This window comes from Bacillus spongiae (genome assembly GCF_037120725.1).
In the GTDB taxonomy this organism is placed as follows: Bacteria; Bacillota; Bacilli; order Bacillales; family Bacillaceae_K; genus Bacillus_CI; species Bacillus_CI spongiae.
On sequence record NZ_JBBAXC010000014.1, the window covers coordinates 40,605 to 59,970 of the forward strand.

Here is a 19,366-nt window from a genome sequence, read left to right on the forward strand (position 1 = left end):
TATTTCAGTTATTCTTGAAATCAAATTCTGTAGTCAAGGTATAGTGCACTAAAAGTATTTAAACCTATTCCCCTTGTACGATTTAAACAAAACGCTTTACAATCACCATGTTGCTCGTATTATACCATGGGCATCGAGTAAAATACTCTACCTTGTACCCTACGTACTAAAATAATTATTTTATTTGACAGAAAAAGTTGGCAATTTGCCAACTTTTATCACTCTATTGATAATGGACTTCTGTGTTCAACCGTAATCATATAATGATCAAGACTTTTGAATTCGTATCCTTTTTTCTTTATACCTTGAATCGCTTTCTCTAATGCACCCGCATTATCTTTCGACACGGTATGAAGTAAAATCACCGCACCTGGATGAACCTGTCTCATAATATTGTCATAGGCGTATTTCCATCCCCTTTGCCGATTCGTATGCCAATCGATAAAGGCTAAAGACCAAAAAACATGCACATACCCCTCTTCTTTCGCCACCTTTAATGTTCGTTCATTAAATATACCTCTTGGAGGGCGCAGATAAATCATATTTTTTTGCCCCGTTAATTTAGCCGTTTTTTCTTTAACCATCCTCAACTCTTTTCTTATTTTATCATCAGAAATACTACTAAAATCTGAATGATACCAAGAGTGGTTTCCAACAATATGCCCTTCTTTTACCATTCGTTTCACAAGTTCTGGAGCCGTTTCTAAATAGTGACCTGTTACAAAAAAGGTGGCTGGTACGTTTTCTTTTTTTAAAACATCTAATATTTGGTCTGTGTAGCCATTTTCATATCCATTATCAAACGTTAAGTAAACTATTTTTTTATCAGCTGGCCCTTTGTAAAAGGCATCATATTCCTCAAGAAGCTCTTCATACTCTTCTTCTTCCGGCGGTTGTTCATTCTTTGCTTTTTTAAACCCCCAATGAAGCTGGGTGTTGGATGCATGAGCTGGAACGCTATATTGAATAAAGAAAAGGACGACTAATAAACCAGATAATATTCTTTTCATGTTTTTCCTTCCTTCTATATGGACTATATAATTAAGTTTTGTTACCAATAGAGAAACATGCTAGTTAAAAGCTTCCAGTTATTTCTTTTATATAAAACAATTCTTATCTAGTAGGTCAAAAAAACGTCTACCGAACAAAAGGATTCCTATAAAAAAGAACTCCCTTATTATAAGGAAGTTCCTGAACTGTCATCCGAAATTAGGTGAAAAAAGAGTGAGCTGCTACAATGTAGAAGCTCACTCTTGTCGTTTAAGTAAGACTGTTAACTAAAAAACACGTTCTGCAAAGTTAGCTAATTTTTCTAGTGACGATTGATCAATGTCTTTGTGTAAACTATTTCCATGAGAATCCATTGTGACAACAGCTGTAAAGCCTTCAACTTGTAAATGCCACATTGCTTCTGGAATACCAAATTCCATTAAGTCGACACCTTTTACCTCTTTAATACAGTCAGCATAATACTGAGCCGCTCCTCCGATAGCATTCAGGTAAACTCCACCGTGTTCATTTAAAGCTTCTAGCGTTTTCGGACCCATGCCACCTTTTCCAATCACTGCACGAATACCGAACTTTTTCATAATATCGCCTTGATAAGGTTCTTCACGAATAGACGTCGTTGGTCCAGCCGCTTTTACATGCCATTTTCCTTCTTCATCCTTCAGCATTACTGGTCCGCAATGATAGATGATTTGTCCATTTAAATCAATAGGTGCCTCATGATCTGACAAATGCTTATGGATCGCATCTCGACCTGTGTACATCATTCCATTGATTCGAACAACGTCTCCCACTTTTAGTTGACGAATTTTTTCTTCTGTTATTGGAGCTTCTAACGTCACTACAGAGCTTTCTTCCTTTGTAGCCGCCGTTTCTTTTTCTACTTTCTCTTGAAGGTTAACCAATTCCCCTTCCTGATAGAGCCACTCTTGAATTTCCCCTCGTTTAGGATCAATCTTCACGCCAAGCCTTCTAAATGCCCAGCAATTATAAGCGACTGATACAAAGAAGCTCGCCGGAATACGGTTCATCACACCAACTTTACAACCTAATAAGGTTGTTTCTCCACCAAAACCCATCGTCCCAATTCCTAATTCATTCGCATGTCCCATGACATACTCTTCTAATTGCTGTAATTCGGCCACTGGGTTAGTATCATCAACTGAACGGAAAAGCTGCTCTTTAGCTAAGTCATAACCAGAGGATCGATCGCCACCAATTCCTACTCCAATAAAGCCAGCTGAACACCCTTGCCCTTGTGCTTGGTACACAGAATGCATAATGCACTTTCGAATACCGTCTAAATCACGTCCAGCACGACCTAAGCCTTCAAGCTCACAAGGTAGGCTATATTGAATGTTTTTATTCTCACATCCACCGCCTTTTAATATAAGGCGAGCATCAATATATTCTTTTTCCCATTGTTCAAATTTAGTAACAGGTGTACCTAGCCCAAGGTTGTCCCCACTATTGCTACCTGTTAGCGAATCGACAGAATTCGGACGCAGCTTTCCATCCTTCGTAGCTTGGACCATGGCTTGATGGATTACTTCTTTTATCTCAAGTTGATTCACACCAACTGGAACTTTTATTTTAAAGGTTGGTAGACCCGTATCTTGACATATTGGAGATACATTTTCGTCTGCCATCGTGATATTATTTGAAATCGTCGCTAAACTCATTGCAGAGCGTGTGCCAGCACTTTCTTGTTCCTTCGCGATTTTAATTGCGCGGCGCACATCCTTTGGAAGATTTGTTGAAGTTTCGACGATTAATTCATACATACTTTTTTGTAACTGCTCAAGATTCATCCTTAATCCTTCCCCTCTCAATTGTGCTTTCTATTTAAAAGAAACTTTCACAATATTCCCCTATCATTATACTCTGTTCATTGTGTCGTTTAAAGCCTCGTTTTGTAACCGATTTCAGATAAAATATTTTTTTATCCCAATGCACATGATAAACGTCAATTTAACTATATATAAATTGTATACAAGTTCACATCTGTTTGATGCTGTTTTATCTTATAGCCACATAAGACTATGTGTAAAACAACAAAAAACCCTGTTAGCAACATTGTCATTGCCAAACAGAGTTTTTCCTACCAAGAATTTTGTATCTTAAGCTTTAGGCATATCTCATTCCCATAAATAAAAACGACGTCTTTTCTGTGCCAAATAAGCTTTTAATAACTCAAAGAAAACAAGCTACTATTCATTATCCTGCTTTAATTGGTTACACTTATCTTCCATTTCATCGATTATTTCAATCAATCGATCTATATCATCAAGCTCAGCGCTTTCAGGATCAATAGTATCTAGTACTTCTACAAATATATTTAATCGTGTTTTTAAATAATCTAGCTGTGAGTCTTGATTAGGTGTTTTATTACCCAAAGTAAATCGCTCCTTTCCTTCTGTTTAATATGGTATACAATAATGATTCAGTTGACAAGCAACCAAGAGTTTTCAATAATGGGGAACATATGTGATTAAAAGGAGAAACGATTATGACCACTATACTTAAACCAGCCATAACCCCACAAACAGATCCATGGGAGGCTTATTTAGATGTTCAAGAGTTTGGAAAGCTTACACTCTCTAATGTTGAATTTACGACAACGACCCTTTGTAATATGCGCTGTGAGCATTGTGCTGTAGGATATACACTGACTCCTAAAGACCCGGAAGCACTGCCACTCTCTTTACTTACAAAACGTTTAGATGATATTCCACACTTACGTTCGATAAGTATTACAGGTGGAGAGCCAATGCTCTCAAAAAAATCTGTACAAAATTATGTACTTCCTCTATTGAAGTATGCCCATGAACGTGGGATTCGAACACAAATGAACTCCAACTTAACCCTTGAGTTAGACCGGTATTTACAAATCGCTCCCTACTTAGATGTATTACATATTTCACATAATTGGGGCACGATTGATGACTTTGTTGATGGTGGATTCGCAATGATGGAACGAAAGCCAACACGAGAACAGCGTACAAAACTATTTGACCGTATGATTGCCAACAGTCGTGCACTCGTCAAAGAAGGTGTAACCGTGTCTGCTGAAACGATGTTAAACAAGCGAACTCTTCCTCATATTGAGCATATTCATAAACAAATTACGGAAGAAATGCTATGTCAACGTCATGAAATCCACCCAATGTACCCAAGTGATTTTGCTTCTTCTTTAGAAACATTGTCACTCCAGAAAACAAGAGATGCCATTCACCATTTGTTAGATTTTCGAAATGAAGATATATGGATGCTTTTCGGAACGCTTCCATTTTATGCATGTAGCTCAAATGAGGCAGATCAAACATTATTGAAACGCCTATATCAAAGTAAAAACGTAACCGTCCGTAATGACCCAGACGGAAGATCTCGACTGAATGTCAACATCTTTACAGGAGATATTATTGTAACCGACTTTGGTGACACGCCACCTCTCGGAAACATTAAGCAAGATTCCTTCCCTGACGTATACAATAAATGGATGGAAACAAAGCTAGCGAAAGAATTAAACTGCCATTGCCCAAGCGTAAAATGTCTAGGTCCGAACGTCCTCGTAAAAAACATGTACTATCCAAACGAAGACTTCACCAAAAAAAGAACGATGATATAAGAAAAGCGGAACAGCCCGTTCAGCGACGTATAAACTTGAGGCGCTCCGTATGAGATATAGGAAACACGATAAGCGCAAGCGAATCGATGTTGACTTATCGTAAGGAGGAGAGAACAAGTTTACTAGTCGTTGGGCTGTGGAGCTAGACATCATTAAGGAACGAAGGCTAAGTGCGTGACGTCCTGTAGGCCTAAGCGGAACAGCCCGTTCAGCGACGTATAAACTTGCTCCTCTCCATATGAGATATAGGAAACACGATAAGCGCAAGCGAATCGATGTTGACTTATCGTAAGGAGGAGAGGACAAGTTTACTAGTCGTTGGGCTGTGGAGCTAGACATCATTAAGGAACGAAGGCTAAGTGCGTGACGTCCTGTCACAACGCCTTCATGACCTACTTCCTGTAGGCCTAAGCGTAACAGCCCGTATAGCCACGTATAAACTTGAGGACATTAAGGAACGAAGGCTAGATTCGCGACGCCCTGTCACAACACCTTCATGACCTACGTCCTGTAGGCCTAAATAGAAAGAAGCCATTTTGAAAAAAGTGATCAAAATGGCTTCTTCTAACATAATGGTATATATGATTTTTTACGAAAAATTTGGTAATACTTTCTACCATTGATTATTCCACACTTATATTTCACATTATAATAAATCTAAAAATATATCGATCCCTCTCATCGCGATTTCTCTTGCGTTAGATTCTTGATAATTGGATAATACCACGATTCCCACTTTTTCATTAGGAACCATCGAAACCCAAGTCCTAACTCCTGTATAGCCTCCTCCATGTTCAATTAAAGTAAGCCCTTTATATTGACATGAACCCCATCCTAGTCCATATCCATTATCAGTAACGTCGTTAAATGGAAGTGTTACTTCAACATTCGGAAAAGGTTTTTGCATTTCTTTTAAACTATCGATGCTTAAAAAAGAACCTTCTTTCTCTCCCATACTTGCAGCTAAATATTTTGCCATATCAATGGCTGAAGAGTAGATAAACCCTATAGGGGCAGCAATAGGATTTGTTGGGAACGCTGTTTGTTCGTTCTCTATGTAATAGCGACTACTATCCAAGTCTCCTTTAGCTATTTCTGGATCTAGTGTGGACCTAGTCATTTCTAAATTGTTAAATAAATTTTGTTGTATATGTTCACTCCAAGTTTCTCCACTCACTTTTTCAAATAAATCACCAACAATGGCATATGCATCTGTACAGTACATCCATCGGTCACCAGGCACGTAGGCTAGGTCGACGTGTTTAAAATGTCTAGTGATATCTTCGAGAGAGTTTATTTGTTCTATTTCTTCATCCGTAATTCCTACTTCTTCTTGCCATTCCGTAAAACCTAATACTTCTTTCCTATTTGGAGAGATAAGATTCGCCATAGCAAGATCTCCAGGAAGACCAGCGGTATGAGAGAGAAGCTGTCGTACTGTGATATTATCACTTTCTGTTTTATTAGACGTTTGAAAATAAGGTAAATAATCTACAAGTGGGCTATCTAATTTTAATAGACCTCTCTCCACTAGATACATAATTGATGCTGCTGCAAAACTTTTTGTGATGCTTTGAATGCTCATAATTGTATTTGGCGTAAGTTTTTGTTTCGTCTCTACCCTAGCATTTCCAAAGCCCTTAGCATAGATAAGCTCATTCCCATATGTAATAGCCACCGTTGTTCCAATGAAATTTTTTTCCTTTTGGATAGAATCCATATACATTTCAAATTGTTCAACCTTTTTATTTATATTCTCCATCACATCATTACCTTCCTATTCTCCTGAATTTTCCGAAAAATATTACTAACCCCATACTAAATCATTAAATTATTTTTTTAAATAGAGAGAATAACTTTGAAATAAATTAACCATAAAAATACTTGGAAATAATGTTTCTACATCTAAGTTAGGATCTTACAATGTATCTATGCTTTTGGGATGATATGAATTGCCCAATAGTGATGAGTATTTTTCATACATACCTTCATCAGTTATACGAGCCTACTATTTCGTAAACATTAATCTTTAACTTTTAACCCCAGAAGTGTGGCAAATTTAATTGCTTGATTTGAAGAAACTATGCACCCTGTTAAACTTCCCATATCCACCGTAATACGATCAAAAGTACATGTACTAATATCAATTCCTTTAAGTTTGGTTTGAGAGAAATTAACATCATCAATATCACATTGGTCAAACTTTACCTTACAAAATGTACAATCAGAATAGTTAGCACTTTGGAGAATCGTCTTTTCAAATATAACTTGTTTCATACGTGCATCTATAAAGTCACTCATCTTAGCAAAGCAATTTTCAAAAGTAACGTTCCCTAGAGTGGCTCCTGAAAAATTAAACCCTATGAATTTACAATCTTTAAACGTGACTCTATGTATAATACCTTCACTAAAATCACTATTTGAAAGATCACAGTTTTCAAACACAACATCAGTCATATCAATTCCTCTAAAAGAAGCACCCAGTAGACTAATGTTTTTAAAAATGACTTTGGACAGAACTAATTTATCAATTTTCTCATTTTCAATGGATGTATTAGTAATAATACTGTTCGCTAAATATGGATCTTCTTCATAAAATATATCTTGAAAATTTGCCTGCTTTAAGTCTCGTGGAATATACGGATGTTCCACTTTAAGCCTTTTTTGCATAAATCAACGTCACCTTTCAATAAACCATTAGATATTATTTTTCTCTTACTTAATTCAAAAACTCCTTTCGTACACAATAAATTTAATGTTACTTGGTTAGTATACAAAAGGAGTCCGTATTCATTCTTTTAAACTCTTGGTCTATTCTATTGTTTTTCTCTTCCTTTTTTGTTATACAAAATGCCATTAAAGAAAAGTAATACCCCTAATAAGATAGACATCAATAATGCTGTTCGATATAGGTGAAAAAGAATAGCTCCAGGTTTAAAATTATTTGATACTTGATTTAGAATTGGGGATTTTTCATTTATCGATATGTAATCTAACATGAAAAAACGCCTCTCCTTAAATAATACTCTCTATTTCTACAGTCTCTTCTTTTATGAACCTTTCGAGCTATCTAGCAAAATCATCAATTTGATTTATTTCAGTAAGTAAGTAAAAATTAGAGCGCATGTTATATGGTGGTTTCATCTTATTGTCTACTTTAACTTCAATCCCGACAATACCCCTCTGCTTTCTGCAAGGAAAAACCTCAAAGATAGAAAGTGTGTAGTGTTCTCCGTTTCATGCCCTGTTATCCATGTAAATTCATGTTTTCCTAGCTGGTTAGCAAAATTAATGATGCCTTCTCGAAGTTCATCTAAATATTCGTTATCTAAATATATATCGAGATTTATTTTACAATCATTCCCTATTAGCTCTACGTTAACCTCGAAAAAATCAACATCTAGCCATATCTTCTTCATTTTTAATTTTGGGATTGGCATAAACAACACCACCTTTATTCTTTTTTATACCTTTCTTGATTATATAATATATATTTTTTTTGTTTTAACACAAACTTTATTTCTGTATTATCATTATATGAAACACAAATTACGATTTTCGTTTAATCTAGAGGAGTAGTGGTTAGGATATTACTTGTTTTGAGCTATAGCCAAAAATTCACTCTAATGTTCACCATGCTCAAAATAGTGCTCTATATCTGAAATACCATCTGAATTAATTAATAACTTCCTCTGACAATGTTATATACTGATTCAATAATTCTTCAGCACTATCCATCATACTTCTTCATTTCAAATAAACATTTTTATAACAAATGAAGTAACGAGCTTAGAGAATTCCAAGCCTTATTATTCATAAGGAAAGTTGTACCAGAGAATTTCACTGTCTATATGATATTCCTTTGCAATTTCTTCAAATTGATTATTCCTTTTATTACTCCCAAAACCAACAGCGGCTCTTTTTAAAGATGGGTTTTTCAAAAGAGGAATATAATCTTTTACTTGCATATTCATTGCAGACCAATGTGAAAATTCGATTAAAGACGGAGCATATTCTAAACTAGAAATATCTTTTAGACCCTTCATATTTTCTAAAGCAATTTTTCTTAACTTTTTTAGATTTGTAAAGTTAGGTAGTACTTCTATATTTGGCAGTGACTGAAGAAAAAGGTTCTCAAGACCTACTAAGGTAGAAATAAACGAGATATCACTTAATCCCCTAATTTGCCACAATTCTAGGTACTTAATATTATTCATTCCCTTAATTGCTGAAAAATTGTTAATTCCGCCTAATTTTATATCTAGTGACCACATATTTTTTAGAGGAACTAGAAAATCTAAATTTTTAGTTGTAATTGACCTTAATGTAACATCTTCTAATTTTGTTAATTTACTTAAAACCTCTATATTTTTTTATGCCCTTCAATATATAGTTTTTTTAAATTGGTAAACCTCTCTAAAACTGCTAAATCAGGTTTTTTCGATTTAGTTTGACCTAACATTATTACCTCTAATGAACCTGGAACTTTAGACAATATTTCCAGTGTATCTAATTTAAATATATCTAAGTTTAATTCAACTAGTTTCTTTAAATTTAAAATGGCATCTAAATTTCTAACATTCTGAAGACAATCAGCATAAAAACGTGTAACATTAGGAAGTTTTGAAAGAAAACTTAAATCACATTCTTTGCTGTAAAATCCATACACTCGTAGAACTACATCACTTCTTCTGGCGAATAATATATCATTTAATAGATGAAATGTGCTTTTCTCTACTTCTTCTGAAAATTGAATTACCTTTAAGTCTTTATTATTAACAAGTTCATTTACCTCTTCTTTTGTCAACTCTTCTTTTATTTGAATTCTTTCTGCTGTGACCTCACTGTACATGTTTTCACCTCTTATTTTATTCCTAATTATATTATTTGAATTTTTTAAACATAAATAGTTTTATATATTATCATTTCTTATGAAAAACAGTTAATTCCTTCAAAGGAGTGAGTTTATTTTTAAGTGGTGCCTCATTAGTCGCGAGCAACTTAATAAAAAAATGATAAAAAAAGAATGTTATAACTGATCAAGTAAACAGTGAAATTCACAAATTATTCAGAAGTAGTAAAGCACCTAATTATTATTTTAGCGATATTTTGACTCTCTAGTAATAGCTCAGTAACAACAAGGACAATAATACAGCTTTTACTTTGCAAAAGCCGAAATAATTAAACAAAATACTAAGAAATAAATAAAACGGCAGAAATTCTGCCGCTATACACATGGAGGCATTTCAATTATCTAGACTTACTTCGAAGCTATATCGTTTAATGGCTCCAAAGAACATAACTAATTGCTACTCCTCTTTGTTTTCGTTTTATAAACATTTTTTACACGTTCAAAAGAGGCTATCCAATTGGATAACCCCTTTCTTTTTTTACACCGTCCAATCATCGTCTCTTTTTGGCAAGGTTAAGCTCTTTGCTTTCTTGTCATAACGTCAAAGATTACAGCTATTGCTAGAACACCGCCACGGATAATGTATTGAGGGGCAATTCCGACACCTAGTAGGTTCATTCCGTTTGTTAATGATGCCATAACAATCGCTCCTATTATGGCTCCTGTTACTTTACCTACTCCACCTGCTGCTGAGACTCCTCCAACGTAAGCTGCTGCAATGGCATCTAGCTCAAACAGAGTACCTGCCGTTGTCGTCGCGGATTGAAGGCGTGCAGTGAACAAAATACCTGACAGGGCAGAGAGTAATCCCATAGACCCGAATACCAGAAATGTAATCTTATTAACATTAATTCCGCTTAAGTGTGCAGCTTCTGGGTTACTTCCAACTGCATAAATATGTCGTCCAAGTACAGTCTTATTAGTAAAGAAATGATAGATAAGAACAACCAACAGCATGATAACAACTGTCCAAGAAAATCCGTTGTACCCTGCTAAGATCCAAGTAATGTACGCGATAATAGCTGAAACGAAAAGTAATTGTAAGATAAAGATTTCTTTTGAAACCACTTCAAATTGATATCTTATCTTATTTCTACGATTTGAAATAGCACTATAGATGTAAAGTAGGATACCCACTCCGCCGAGAAGAAGGGAAAGGAGATGCAACCCGCCTACTTCCATTAAAGATGGAATATACCCATTACCAATAGCGTTAAAAGCATCGTTTTGAACAATAATTGTTCCTGTTTCTTCCGTAACCAAAAGGATTGCACCTCTATAGATAAGCCAGCCCGCTAGAGTTGCAACAAATGAAGGAATTCCTACCTTGGCCACTAGTACACCTGTACCTAAACCAGCTAGTATTCCCAGAAAAAGAATAATAGGAATAACTAAATAGACCGGCATGCCTACTTTCATAAGAAGAATAGCCGCTATCGCCCCGAGGAAGCCAGCTAAAAATCCAATTGACAAATCAATGTGGCGAATAACGATAACTAACATGACACCGACAGCTAATACAGCAATATACCCAGCCGAGTCTAGTAAATTACTAATATTACGAGAAGACATGAATAATCCGTCTGTTAGGATTGTGAACGTGATCATGATAACGATTAACGCAATATACATTCCATAGTCACGAATATTATCTTTAATTAATTCTTTTGCTTCCTGAACCAACCTCAATGTTTTAACCCCCTATTGCGTAGCAAGCTGCATAATTGTTTCTTGATTTGCTGCTTCCACTTCCGTTTCGCCTTTTATTTCACCTTCTGCCATGACATAAATACGATCACTCATTCCAAGTACCTCACCTAGCTCTGATGAAATCATAATAATTGCCATTCCTTGTTTCACAAGTTCATTCATAACAGTATAAATTTCAAATTTAGCTCCAACATCAATTCCACGCGTTGGTTCATCTAGTATAAGTAGCTTTGGACCTACAAATAACCACTTCCCTAGAGAAACTTTCTGTTGATTTCCACCACTTAACTTTCCAACAAGTTGTTGAATAGAAGATGCTTTAATCCCCAACGAATCTTTATAGCTCTCCGAAACTTTTATTTCTTCGTTTTCGTTTATCAATCCATTAGATGATATTCCTTTTAGGTTGGCAGCTGATATATTCTGCTTAATATCTTGTAAGAGAAAAAGCCCATCTCCCTTACGATCCTCCGTTACATAGGCAATTCCAGCTTTAATAGCATCACTCGTGTGCTTAAATGATGTCGGTACACCGTCAACAAGTAAATCTCCTTGTAGCTTATAATTCTTGGAGTTTCCAAATATACTAAGAGCAAGTTCCGTACGACCTGACCCCATTAATCCTGCTATCCCGATGATTTCCCCTGCCTTGACATGGAGATTAATATCCTTAGCAACATGGCGACCTAACTTCGGATCGTAGGCGGACCAATGTTGCAACTCCAGTGTTTTATCACCATAATCGGACTTTTCTCTCTTCGGATAGATATTTTCTATCTCACGGCCTACCATATTTTTAATGATAATATTTTCGTTGATTTCCCCTTTAGAAGCATCCAACGTACAGATGGTTTTTCCATCTCTAAGTACCGTCGCTTTATCAGCAATTGAGATGACCTCCTTGAGCTTATGGGAAATCATAATACACGTAATGCCTTGCTGTTTCAGTTCTCTTAATAGATTTAGTAAATTTTCACTGTCATCTTCATTTAATGCGGCTGTTGGTTCATCTAGTATTAGCAACCGTACTTCTTTACTGAGCGCTTTTGCAATTTCAACTAACTGTTGCTTTCCTACGCCTAAATCCTTAATTAATGTTTCAGGATTTACTTTCAGATTAACTTTTTCTAGCATTGTCTTAGACGATACAACTGTTTCATTCCAGTCTAAAATGCCTCCACTCTTAATTTCATTACCAATAAAAATATTTTCATAGACGGAAAGGTCAGGAAATAAAGCAAGTTCTTGATAAATGATAGCGATACCTGTCGCTACACTATCGCTTATTTTGTTAAATTTCTGGATCGTTCCATCAAAAATAATGTCTCCATTATATTGACCATATGGATACACACCACTAAGTACTTTCATTAGCGTCGACTTACCTGCTCCATTTTCACCAATCAAACAGTGAATTTCTCCCTTTCCAACTTTAAAATTCACATCACTGAGCGCCTTCACCCCGGGAAATTCCTTCGTGATGCATCTCATCTCTAGTATATTTTCGCTCATGATTAACCTCCTTCCTAAAACTGTTACAATTAGAAATAGTGATAGACGTGTCCATCACTATTTCTGTACTATTACGCTTTTTAGTGACCGTTAAATATTATTGACCAGAGATATCGTCCTCTTCGTAATAACCAGAATCGATCAGTTCACTCTGTACATTATCTTCGTCTACAACAATGACATCCGTTTGTTTTGCATCGACTTTAATGGCTCCGTTGTCATACGTACCCGTTGTTTCAGGTGTTTTTTCATCAAGAACATCTACTGCCATTCCCATCGCATCTTTCACAAGCGTACGAACATCTTTAAAAACTGTCATCGATTGTTTTCCATCAACGATATATTTAATAGAAGCTATTTCTGCGTCTTGACCAGTAATCGTGTAGCCTGAAACCTCAGGGTCAGCTGCGAATACATCAGCGATTGAACGAGCAGTTCCATCGTTAGGAGCAAGTATTGCTACATTTCCCTTCATATCTCCCTTTGCAGCTGTTAAATGTGTTTGAGCTTTGTTTTTCGCTTCATTTGCATCCCAGTTTGTTGTTACCTGACCAAGAATTTTACCCATTTCATCACGCGTTAACTCTGCTTTATCTTTTAAAGCCTCTGCTTCACTAGAATTGGCAATGACAAATGTTCCATCTGCAATTTTAGGTTGAAGAACATTCCATGCTCCTTCAAAGAATAAGAAGGCATTATTATCTGAAGATGCTCCTGCATACAGATAAAGCGGGATATTCGTACCTTCTGCATTGTCAATCAAATATTGCCCTTGAGCTGCACCTACAGCAATGCTATCGAACGTTACATAATAGTCGACTGCATCTGTATCAGTAATTAGACGATCGTAAGAAATAACCGTTACTCCTTCATCTTTTGCCGCGTCAACTGCTGCCCCCGCTGCTGCACCATCTTGGGGAGCAATAATTAAGACATCAATTCCTTTGTTAAGTAACGTTTCAACATTTTCTTTTTCCTTAGCAGAAGAACCTTGACTGAATAGAATTTCAGTTGTATAATCGGAATCTTTTAACGCATCTTTAAAGCGTTGCTGATCTTGTACCCATCTTGGCTCATCTTTTGTAGGGAGAACGATACCTATACTAACATCTCCTCCTCCACCAGACGTATTACTGCCACAACCACTAAGAACAAGTAACATTACGATAAGTAAAACAGGAATAAATTTCAATTTCTTTTTCATTGTGTAACCCCTTTCATTTTTTACTAGTTTAATAACAACTTAAATATATCACTGACTTCAGTTTGTGAAAGCGTTTACTTTTGGTACTATTTTAATTTTATCTGTACTTTTTTAATATAAAGCAGGACTTATTACGCATTTCGATTGAAAATTTCCTGATTATTCATTCACTTCTTGATCTTTCACTTATGTATCATAAAAAACCGCCAATGACCTTGGCGGTTTTCAACATAGTAAGAACTAGTTTGAAAAAGACTTATAGATTTCTTCCTTCGTATGAAACCCGTCTCCTATAATGGTTTCATCTATATTTTCTACATACACATCAATTGGCGACAGTAGCACTGACGGCACTTCGATTTTCCCGTTATGAACAAACCTTTCCGCATCGATCTTCTCACCACGCGCAAGGTTAACAGCAAGCTTGGCCGCTTCCTCTGCTAACGACCTGATAGGCTTATACACGGTCATCGCTTGTGTACCGTTAACAATTCGCTGGACTGCTGCAAGGTCGGCATCCTGCCCAGCAACTGGAACACGACCCGTGAGCCCATGCTCAAAAAGGGCAGAAATACTGGCCCCAGCTGTTGCATCATTTGCTGCAATCACAGCATCAACATCATTTTGATTGGCTAGTAGAGCCTCTTTCATATTGGCATAAGCATTTTCTGGTAACCAGTCCTTCGTCCATTGATCATATACAATCGTAATATCTCCGCTGTCAATATACGGCTGAAGCACTTCGAATACACCTTTTTTTGCTAAATAAGCATTATGATCGGTTTCAGCTCCTCCAATATACACATATTTTCCCTTTGGAACTAAAGCGGTTATGGCTTCAGCTTGAAGTCTTCCCACCTGTTCATTATCGTAAGATACATACATATCAATATCAGCATTTTTTACAAGACGGTCATAGGATAACACTTTAACGCCTGCAGAATGAGCCTTCTTGACTATAATAGCAGTCGATTCTGCGTTATGAGGAACGATGACAAGCAGATCGATTCCTTTGTTAATTAATGCTTCAGCTTGTGAAATTTGCAATGCATCATCTCCGTTGGAAGTGACGATTTCAACTTCTGCACCGAGAGCTTCCACTTCCTGTTTGAAGAGATCCCTATCCTTAATCCACCGCTCTTCCAGCAATGTATCCATAGAGAAGCCAATTTTCACCTTATTTCTTATAAAAACGTTGGTTGCAGCTTGTTCCTCAACAACCGCTTCCAATCCTCTCTTCCCTTCATCATGCTCACATGCCGTTATTAAAATGATGAGGAGGAGCAGAATCCCTTTAGATATGAAGCGTTTCATGAGATTCATTTCCCTTTTCCAGTTAGCGTATCTCTTCATCGGTTTATTCCCATAAGTGATCGACGGTATTCTGTTGGGGAGACACCACAAAGTTTCTTAAATACTTTACTAAAATAATTCGGATCCTGATAGCCTACTTCAAACGTAATTTCTTTTAAACTTTTATCCATATCCATCATAAGCTTCTTCGCTTTTTCAATACGGCACTCAGTTAAAAAAGTAATATAGTTTACTCCGAGCTGTTCTTTAAATAGTTTACTTATATAGATAGGGCTTAGGCTCACTTTTTCTGCAATGCTTTCGAGTGAAACTGCTAGATGTGAGTTTTCAATGATATACTGCTTGATTTGTTGAATTGTATCATCCTCTAATTGATTGTAATGATTGACATATGAATCCCATAATCGCTGAAGTAAGAGATCGGTTTCATATTGAAGCTGTCGATAATTAAGCACTTCGGATGAGTAGAGCGGAGATTCATGTTCAACCCCTAATTCATTTAATACCCTGGAGGCGATCCATAATAGTTCTAACACTCGTTGCTGGGATTGTAAAAGATCTCTTCCTTCCGTTTCCAAACGTCGTATAAGTGCCATCACATTTTTAGAGACTTCCTCCCATTGTCCATTCCGAATTTGCTCAAAGAATCGCTTCTCCAATTCCTTAAAGTTTCGGCCATTGACTCCGGTACTCATTGGTGGTGAATCAGAATAAAAACGAAAGTTCACATGGAGATCCGTATCCTTAGTCGCGATTAATGATTCTTGATAGGATTGACGTAGTTGATCGACGGATTCATAAACATTTCCAATTCCAATAAACCACCCTTTACGATCCTCTCGGTTAGGGATTGTAAGAATACCTCTAGCAAGTGAGACGACCTGGGATCGAAACGTTTTCTTACCATCCCTGAAGACAATAATAGGTAGCTGTCGTCCATAGAGAGCACCTACATAACCGCATTCTAATTCCCTTATCCTTTCTCTAATGGTTGAGTAGAAACGTTCAGAACCTTTCGGAAGGATTAGGCTCATAACAAAGTTTCGTTTGCCCATCTTCATGTCAAATAGATCGATTAATTCCTCCGTTTGCTTATTATGTACATGATCGAATAACAGCTGCGTCACTACATCTGCTTCAACAATTGGTAATGCTTTTTTCAAAACATTATATTGTTGAGTACTAGTGGCAAGCAACACTCGTTCTTCTTCAATCTGCTTCAGTGCTTCACCAACTGTCTTGATAATCTCACTCGTCTTACTTGGTTTAAGTAAATAATCTTTTACTCCCAGCTTTAAGGCCGTTTGTGCATAATCGAACTTTGCATAAGCGGTGATCATGATAAATTTGATTTGTGGAAATTTTGAATGGATTAATTTGATTGCATCTAATCCGTTCATCCCTGGCATCTTAATATCCATTAAGATTAAATCCGGCAAAAACGTTTCAATCATATCAATAGCTACCTGTGCATTTCTAGACTGCTTTACCTCAATATTAGGAAAGTTCCTCGTTAGTATGGTACTTAACCCAATGCGCTCGATTTCCTCATCATCAACGATTAAAACTTTCATTATCCCTCTCACCCCTCCCTTTTATTGGAATTTTAAGTACTACCTTCGTGCCTTTTCCAATAGCACTCTCAACATCCAAAACATCACCTTTTCCATAGAAAAGCCGTAAACGGTTGACGACATTGCTCATTCCAATTCCTGTTGAATAACCTTCTTCATCGTTACTCTTTCCAGCAAGTATTTGCTGAATTTTTTCGTCAGACATTCCTGGACCATGATCCTCTACTTCAATCAAGATGAACTTTTCCTTATTCAAAACCCGAAACCAAATTTGTCCACCTTCTTCTTCTGGTTCAACAGCATGTATGACAGCGTTTTCAACAATCGGTTGCAGAATAAAGCGAGGAATTTGCACATCTAGATATTCCTTCTCTATGTCCATCGAAAATTGTAGACGGTCAGTGAATCTCGCCTTTTGTATGGCGATATATTGCTGCAGAACGTTAACTTCTTCTAAGAGAGTCGTTGATTTATCTAGTCTATTCAAGTTATATCGCAAAAGGTCTGAAACACTAACTAATAAATCACTTGTTTCCTCTGACCCCTCTAAGTAGGCCTTCTTCGAAAGAATATTCAGAGTATTATAGAGAAAGTGAGGGTTAATCTGGCTCTGTAAGCTGATTAACTGACTTTCTTGTAATAGAAGCTTACTCTTTTGCAACTCATGTTCAAGTTGTGATTTCTGTTGAATCTCTACTAAATAATTATTGATGTTAATTCTCATACGATCAAACATCTTTGCCAAAAAAGAAATTTCATCATTACTGTCAACCTCTACTTTTAAATCGAAACGACCTTTTGATAGCTCAATAGCCGCTTGAGTAAGCTTTTGGACTGGTTGTGTTATCCTTTGAGATAACCAATAAGTAGCTAATAGAAGGAGCATTGTGATGAGTAATAACATCCAGATTCCAAGCATCCTCAATTCTTCTGAGCGTTCAATCGTTTCTCTATAGAAATTGTCATATGTTTTGAGTTCTTTATCAATTAACGTTAGGGTTACTTCTGAAATATACTTCGATATACGTGTCGCTTCAGAAAACGCTTCCAAATAATCTTCCGAATCCTGCTTTGTTTGTAGCATTAACGACCGATTAGTTGAATCAACTAGACTATCAATTAAATGTTCATAATTTGTTAGAACGAAATCATTCTGGTCGTTTCGAAAGTTAGATATTTTCTGTTTTGTACTTAAAATATTTTCTTTACTAACAGTCAGCGTCTCTAAATTATCTAGTGACGGAGTAAGCAAATAATTGTTTAAATCTGTAATGATTTGTTGACTCATATTTGTCAATTCGTTCATCAACAAATATCGTTCCAATATTTCATTATATTGATTTTGCATTCTATAATTATAGTAAGTAAGCGAAGTCCATATTGCCACCATAATAAAGAGGACAACCATGGCTAGAAGCCAAATTTTCTTATGTAAGCTCGTCATTTCATATCCGTCACCTTTACCATACGAATATCAGTCAAATACCCTTCCCAATCTAGTGGAACCGTCTCATTTCTAAGCCAACTCATCATAAGCGTCACGCTCACTTTTCCCATTTCACTAGGAGATTGCTCCAAGATACCGTCAAGCTTCCCTTGCTTTAACAGTGATAACGATTCAGGATTGTCGTCAAATGAATAAAGGTAGTATGGCTCAATCTGTGACCGACTTTCCAGTTCTTGAATCATGTCCCCTGTAATGTTTGCGTCGACTGCAATGAAAGCATCCAAATTGGGCTTTTCATTCAACAACGCTCTTGTTGTGGAAATAATCCCTTCCCTTTTATCAACTGTCCCAACTTCAATCGTTTGAATAGTGGGGTAATCCTTTAATACCTCTTTCATTCCATTCAACCGTTGTTCTTGGTAGTACTCTTTTTCACTATTGTACATTAGAACGACTTCCCCTGATTCACCCATGTCAGAAACCAGTTGCTGAGCTACCATTTGTCCAGCTAAATACTGATTAGAACCGACATACGTCCTTCTTAAGCTAGCATCTTTCGGAATGTCATTTGCTACTGTAATCACCGGTATCCCGTAAGACGATGCCTTCTCTCTGATTAGATCTGTAAATTCCTCTGTATCCAACCCTTGAACAATGATCCCATCTATTTGTGAATAGATCGCAATCTCCATTTTCTTCAAAAAGTCTTCTTGGTTCTTCCCATAGCTTCCCCACACCTCTAAACTAGCATCTTCCTTTTCCGCCTGAGTCTTAGCACCTACTCCTACCTGGCTCCAAAAAGGGGTATCTAGTTCTTGAGTAATAAGCACTAAATGGTACTCACTCTCTTCATTACTCTTGGATTGGGGTAATTGCCAATCTGTACGAAAAACGGTCCCCACGGAAATTATTGTAAAATATAATAACACGCAACAAACGAAACTGAGGAGAAAAACAATAAATTTCTGCACAGGAATGATATCTCCTTTTTCTTTACTATATAGACACCCTTCTAATATAGGGTTTGTTACAGCTCTTATGCCGCTTCTCAGAACAT

The 19,366-nt window shown here is 36.5% G+C and carries 17 protein-coding genes; 1 reads left to right on the plus strand and 16 read right to left on the minus strand.

Translation table 11 applies throughout. From position 1 onward, the window contains the following. Positions 1-218: 218 nt before the first annotated feature. The 3 genes from pdaA to WAK64_RS16080 all read right to left on the minus strand — a co-directional run bounded on the left by pdaA (position 219) and on the right by WAK64_RS16080 (position 3,404). Positions 219-1,010 carry a delta-lactam-biosynthetic de-N-acetylase gene (pdaA, locus tag WAK64_RS16070; protein WP_336588012.1) on the minus strand — a complete coding sequence of 264 codons (792 nt, stop codon included), beginning with the start codon at positions 1,008-1,010 and terminating at the stop codon, positions 219-221. A 267-nt stretch (positions 1,011-1,277) separates the two neighbouring features. Further along, entirely contained in the window at positions 1,278-2,819 is a 1,542-nt protein-coding gene (locus WAK64_RS16075; protein WP_336588013.1) for a fumarate hydratase, read from the minus strand. Positions 2,820-3,218: 399 nt separating this feature from the next. Further along, entirely contained in the window at positions 3,219-3,404 is a 186-nt protein-coding gene (locus WAK64_RS16080) for an SE1561 family protein (protein WP_336588014.1), read from the minus strand. A gap of 113 nt (positions 3,405-3,517) precedes the next feature. On the opposite strand from WAK64_RS16080, the gene yfkAB reads away from it, so the two are divergent. After that, positions 3,518-4,636 carry a radical SAM/CxCxxxxC motif protein YfkAB gene (gene yfkAB, locus WAK64_RS16085; protein WP_336588015.1) on the plus strand — a complete coding sequence of 373 codons (1,119 nt, stop codon included), beginning with the start codon at positions 3,518-3,520 and terminating at the stop codon, positions 4,634-4,636. A gap of 646 nt (positions 4,637-5,282) precedes the next feature. On the opposite strand, the gene WAK64_RS16090 is transcribed toward yfkAB, so the two are convergent. The 13 genes from WAK64_RS16090 to WAK64_RS16150 form a co-directional block, all read right to left on the minus strand. Further along, positions 5,283-6,398 carry a serine hydrolase domain-containing protein gene (locus WAK64_RS16090; RefSeq protein ID WP_336588100.1) on the minus strand — a complete coding sequence of 372 codons (1,116 nt, stop codon included), beginning with the start codon at positions 6,396-6,398 and terminating at the stop codon, positions 5,283-5,285. A gap of 260 nt (positions 6,399-6,658) precedes the next feature. Then, entirely contained in the window at positions 6,659-7,306 is a 648-nt protein-coding gene (locus tag WAK64_RS16095) for a pentapeptide repeat-containing protein (RefSeq protein ID WP_336588016.1), read from the minus strand. 146 nt (positions 7,307-7,452) lie between these two features. Then, on the minus strand, positions 7,453-7,635 hold the full coding sequence (locus WAK64_RS16100) for a hypothetical protein (protein WP_336588017.1): 183 nt from the start codon (positions 7,633-7,635) through the stop codon (positions 7,453-7,455). A 153-nt stretch (positions 7,636-7,788) separates the two neighbouring features. Beyond that, a complete protein-coding gene (locus WAK64_RS16105) occupies positions 7,789-8,076 on the minus strand; it encodes a hypothetical protein (protein ID WP_336588018.1) in 288 nt (95 codons plus the stop codon). Positions 8,077-8,445: 369 nt separating this feature from the next. Next, positions 8,446-8,853, minus strand: coding sequence for a hypothetical protein (locus tag WAK64_RS16110; RefSeq protein ID WP_336588019.1), 408 nt, complete (start codon positions 8,851-8,853; stop codon positions 8,446-8,448). A gap of 146 nt (positions 8,854-8,999) precedes the next feature. Beyond that, positions 9,000-9,488, minus strand: a complete 489-nt coding sequence (locus tag WAK64_RS16115; RefSeq protein WP_336588020.1) for a hypothetical protein — start codon at positions 9,486-9,488, stop codon at positions 9,000-9,002. Between the two features lie 573 nt (positions 9,489-10,061). Beyond that, a complete protein-coding gene (locus tag WAK64_RS16120; RefSeq protein WP_419465962.1) occupies positions 10,062-11,180 on the minus strand; it encodes a sugar ABC transporter permease in 1,119 nt (372 codons plus the stop codon). 69 nt (positions 11,181-11,249) lie between these two features. Beyond that, positions 11,250-12,770, minus strand: coding sequence for a sugar ABC transporter ATP-binding protein (locus WAK64_RS16125; RefSeq protein WP_336588022.1), 1,521 nt, complete (start codon positions 12,768-12,770; stop codon positions 11,250-11,252). A gap of 97 nt (positions 12,771-12,867) precedes the next feature. Then, positions 12,868-13,974: a sugar ABC transporter substrate-binding protein gene (locus WAK64_RS16130; RefSeq protein WP_336588023.1), complete on the minus strand. Its 1,107-nt coding sequence runs from the start codon at positions 13,972-13,974 to the stop codon at positions 12,868-12,870. Positions 13,975-14,214: 240 nt separating this feature from the next. Continuing rightward, the gene (gene xylF, locus WAK64_RS16135) at positions 14,215-15,288 is read right to left on the minus strand and encodes a D-xylose ABC transporter substrate-binding protein (protein WP_336588024.1); all 1,074 of its coding nucleotides are present in this window, start codon (positions 15,286-15,288) and stop codon (positions 14,215-14,217) included. Positions 15,289-15,323: 35 nt separating this feature from the next. After that, a complete protein-coding gene (locus WAK64_RS16140; RefSeq protein ID WP_336588025.1) occupies positions 15,324-16,862 on the minus strand; it encodes a response regulator in 1,539 nt (512 codons plus the stop codon). Further along, positions 16,843-18,306 carry a sensor histidine kinase gene (locus WAK64_RS16145; RefSeq protein ID WP_336588026.1) on the minus strand — a complete coding sequence of 488 codons (1,464 nt, stop codon included), beginning with the start codon at positions 18,304-18,306 and terminating at the stop codon, positions 16,843-16,845. Before WAK64_RS16145 ends, WAK64_RS16140 begins: the two co-directional genes overlap by 20 nt. Beyond that, complete coding sequence (locus WAK64_RS16150) at positions 18,303-19,280, minus strand: substrate-binding domain-containing protein (RefSeq protein ID WP_336588027.1); 978 nt, start codon at positions 19,278-19,280, stop codon at positions 18,303-18,305. The genes WAK64_RS16145 and WAK64_RS16150 overlap by 4 nt, the downstream gene beginning before the upstream one ends. Positions 19,281-19,366: the final 86 nt, after the last annotated feature.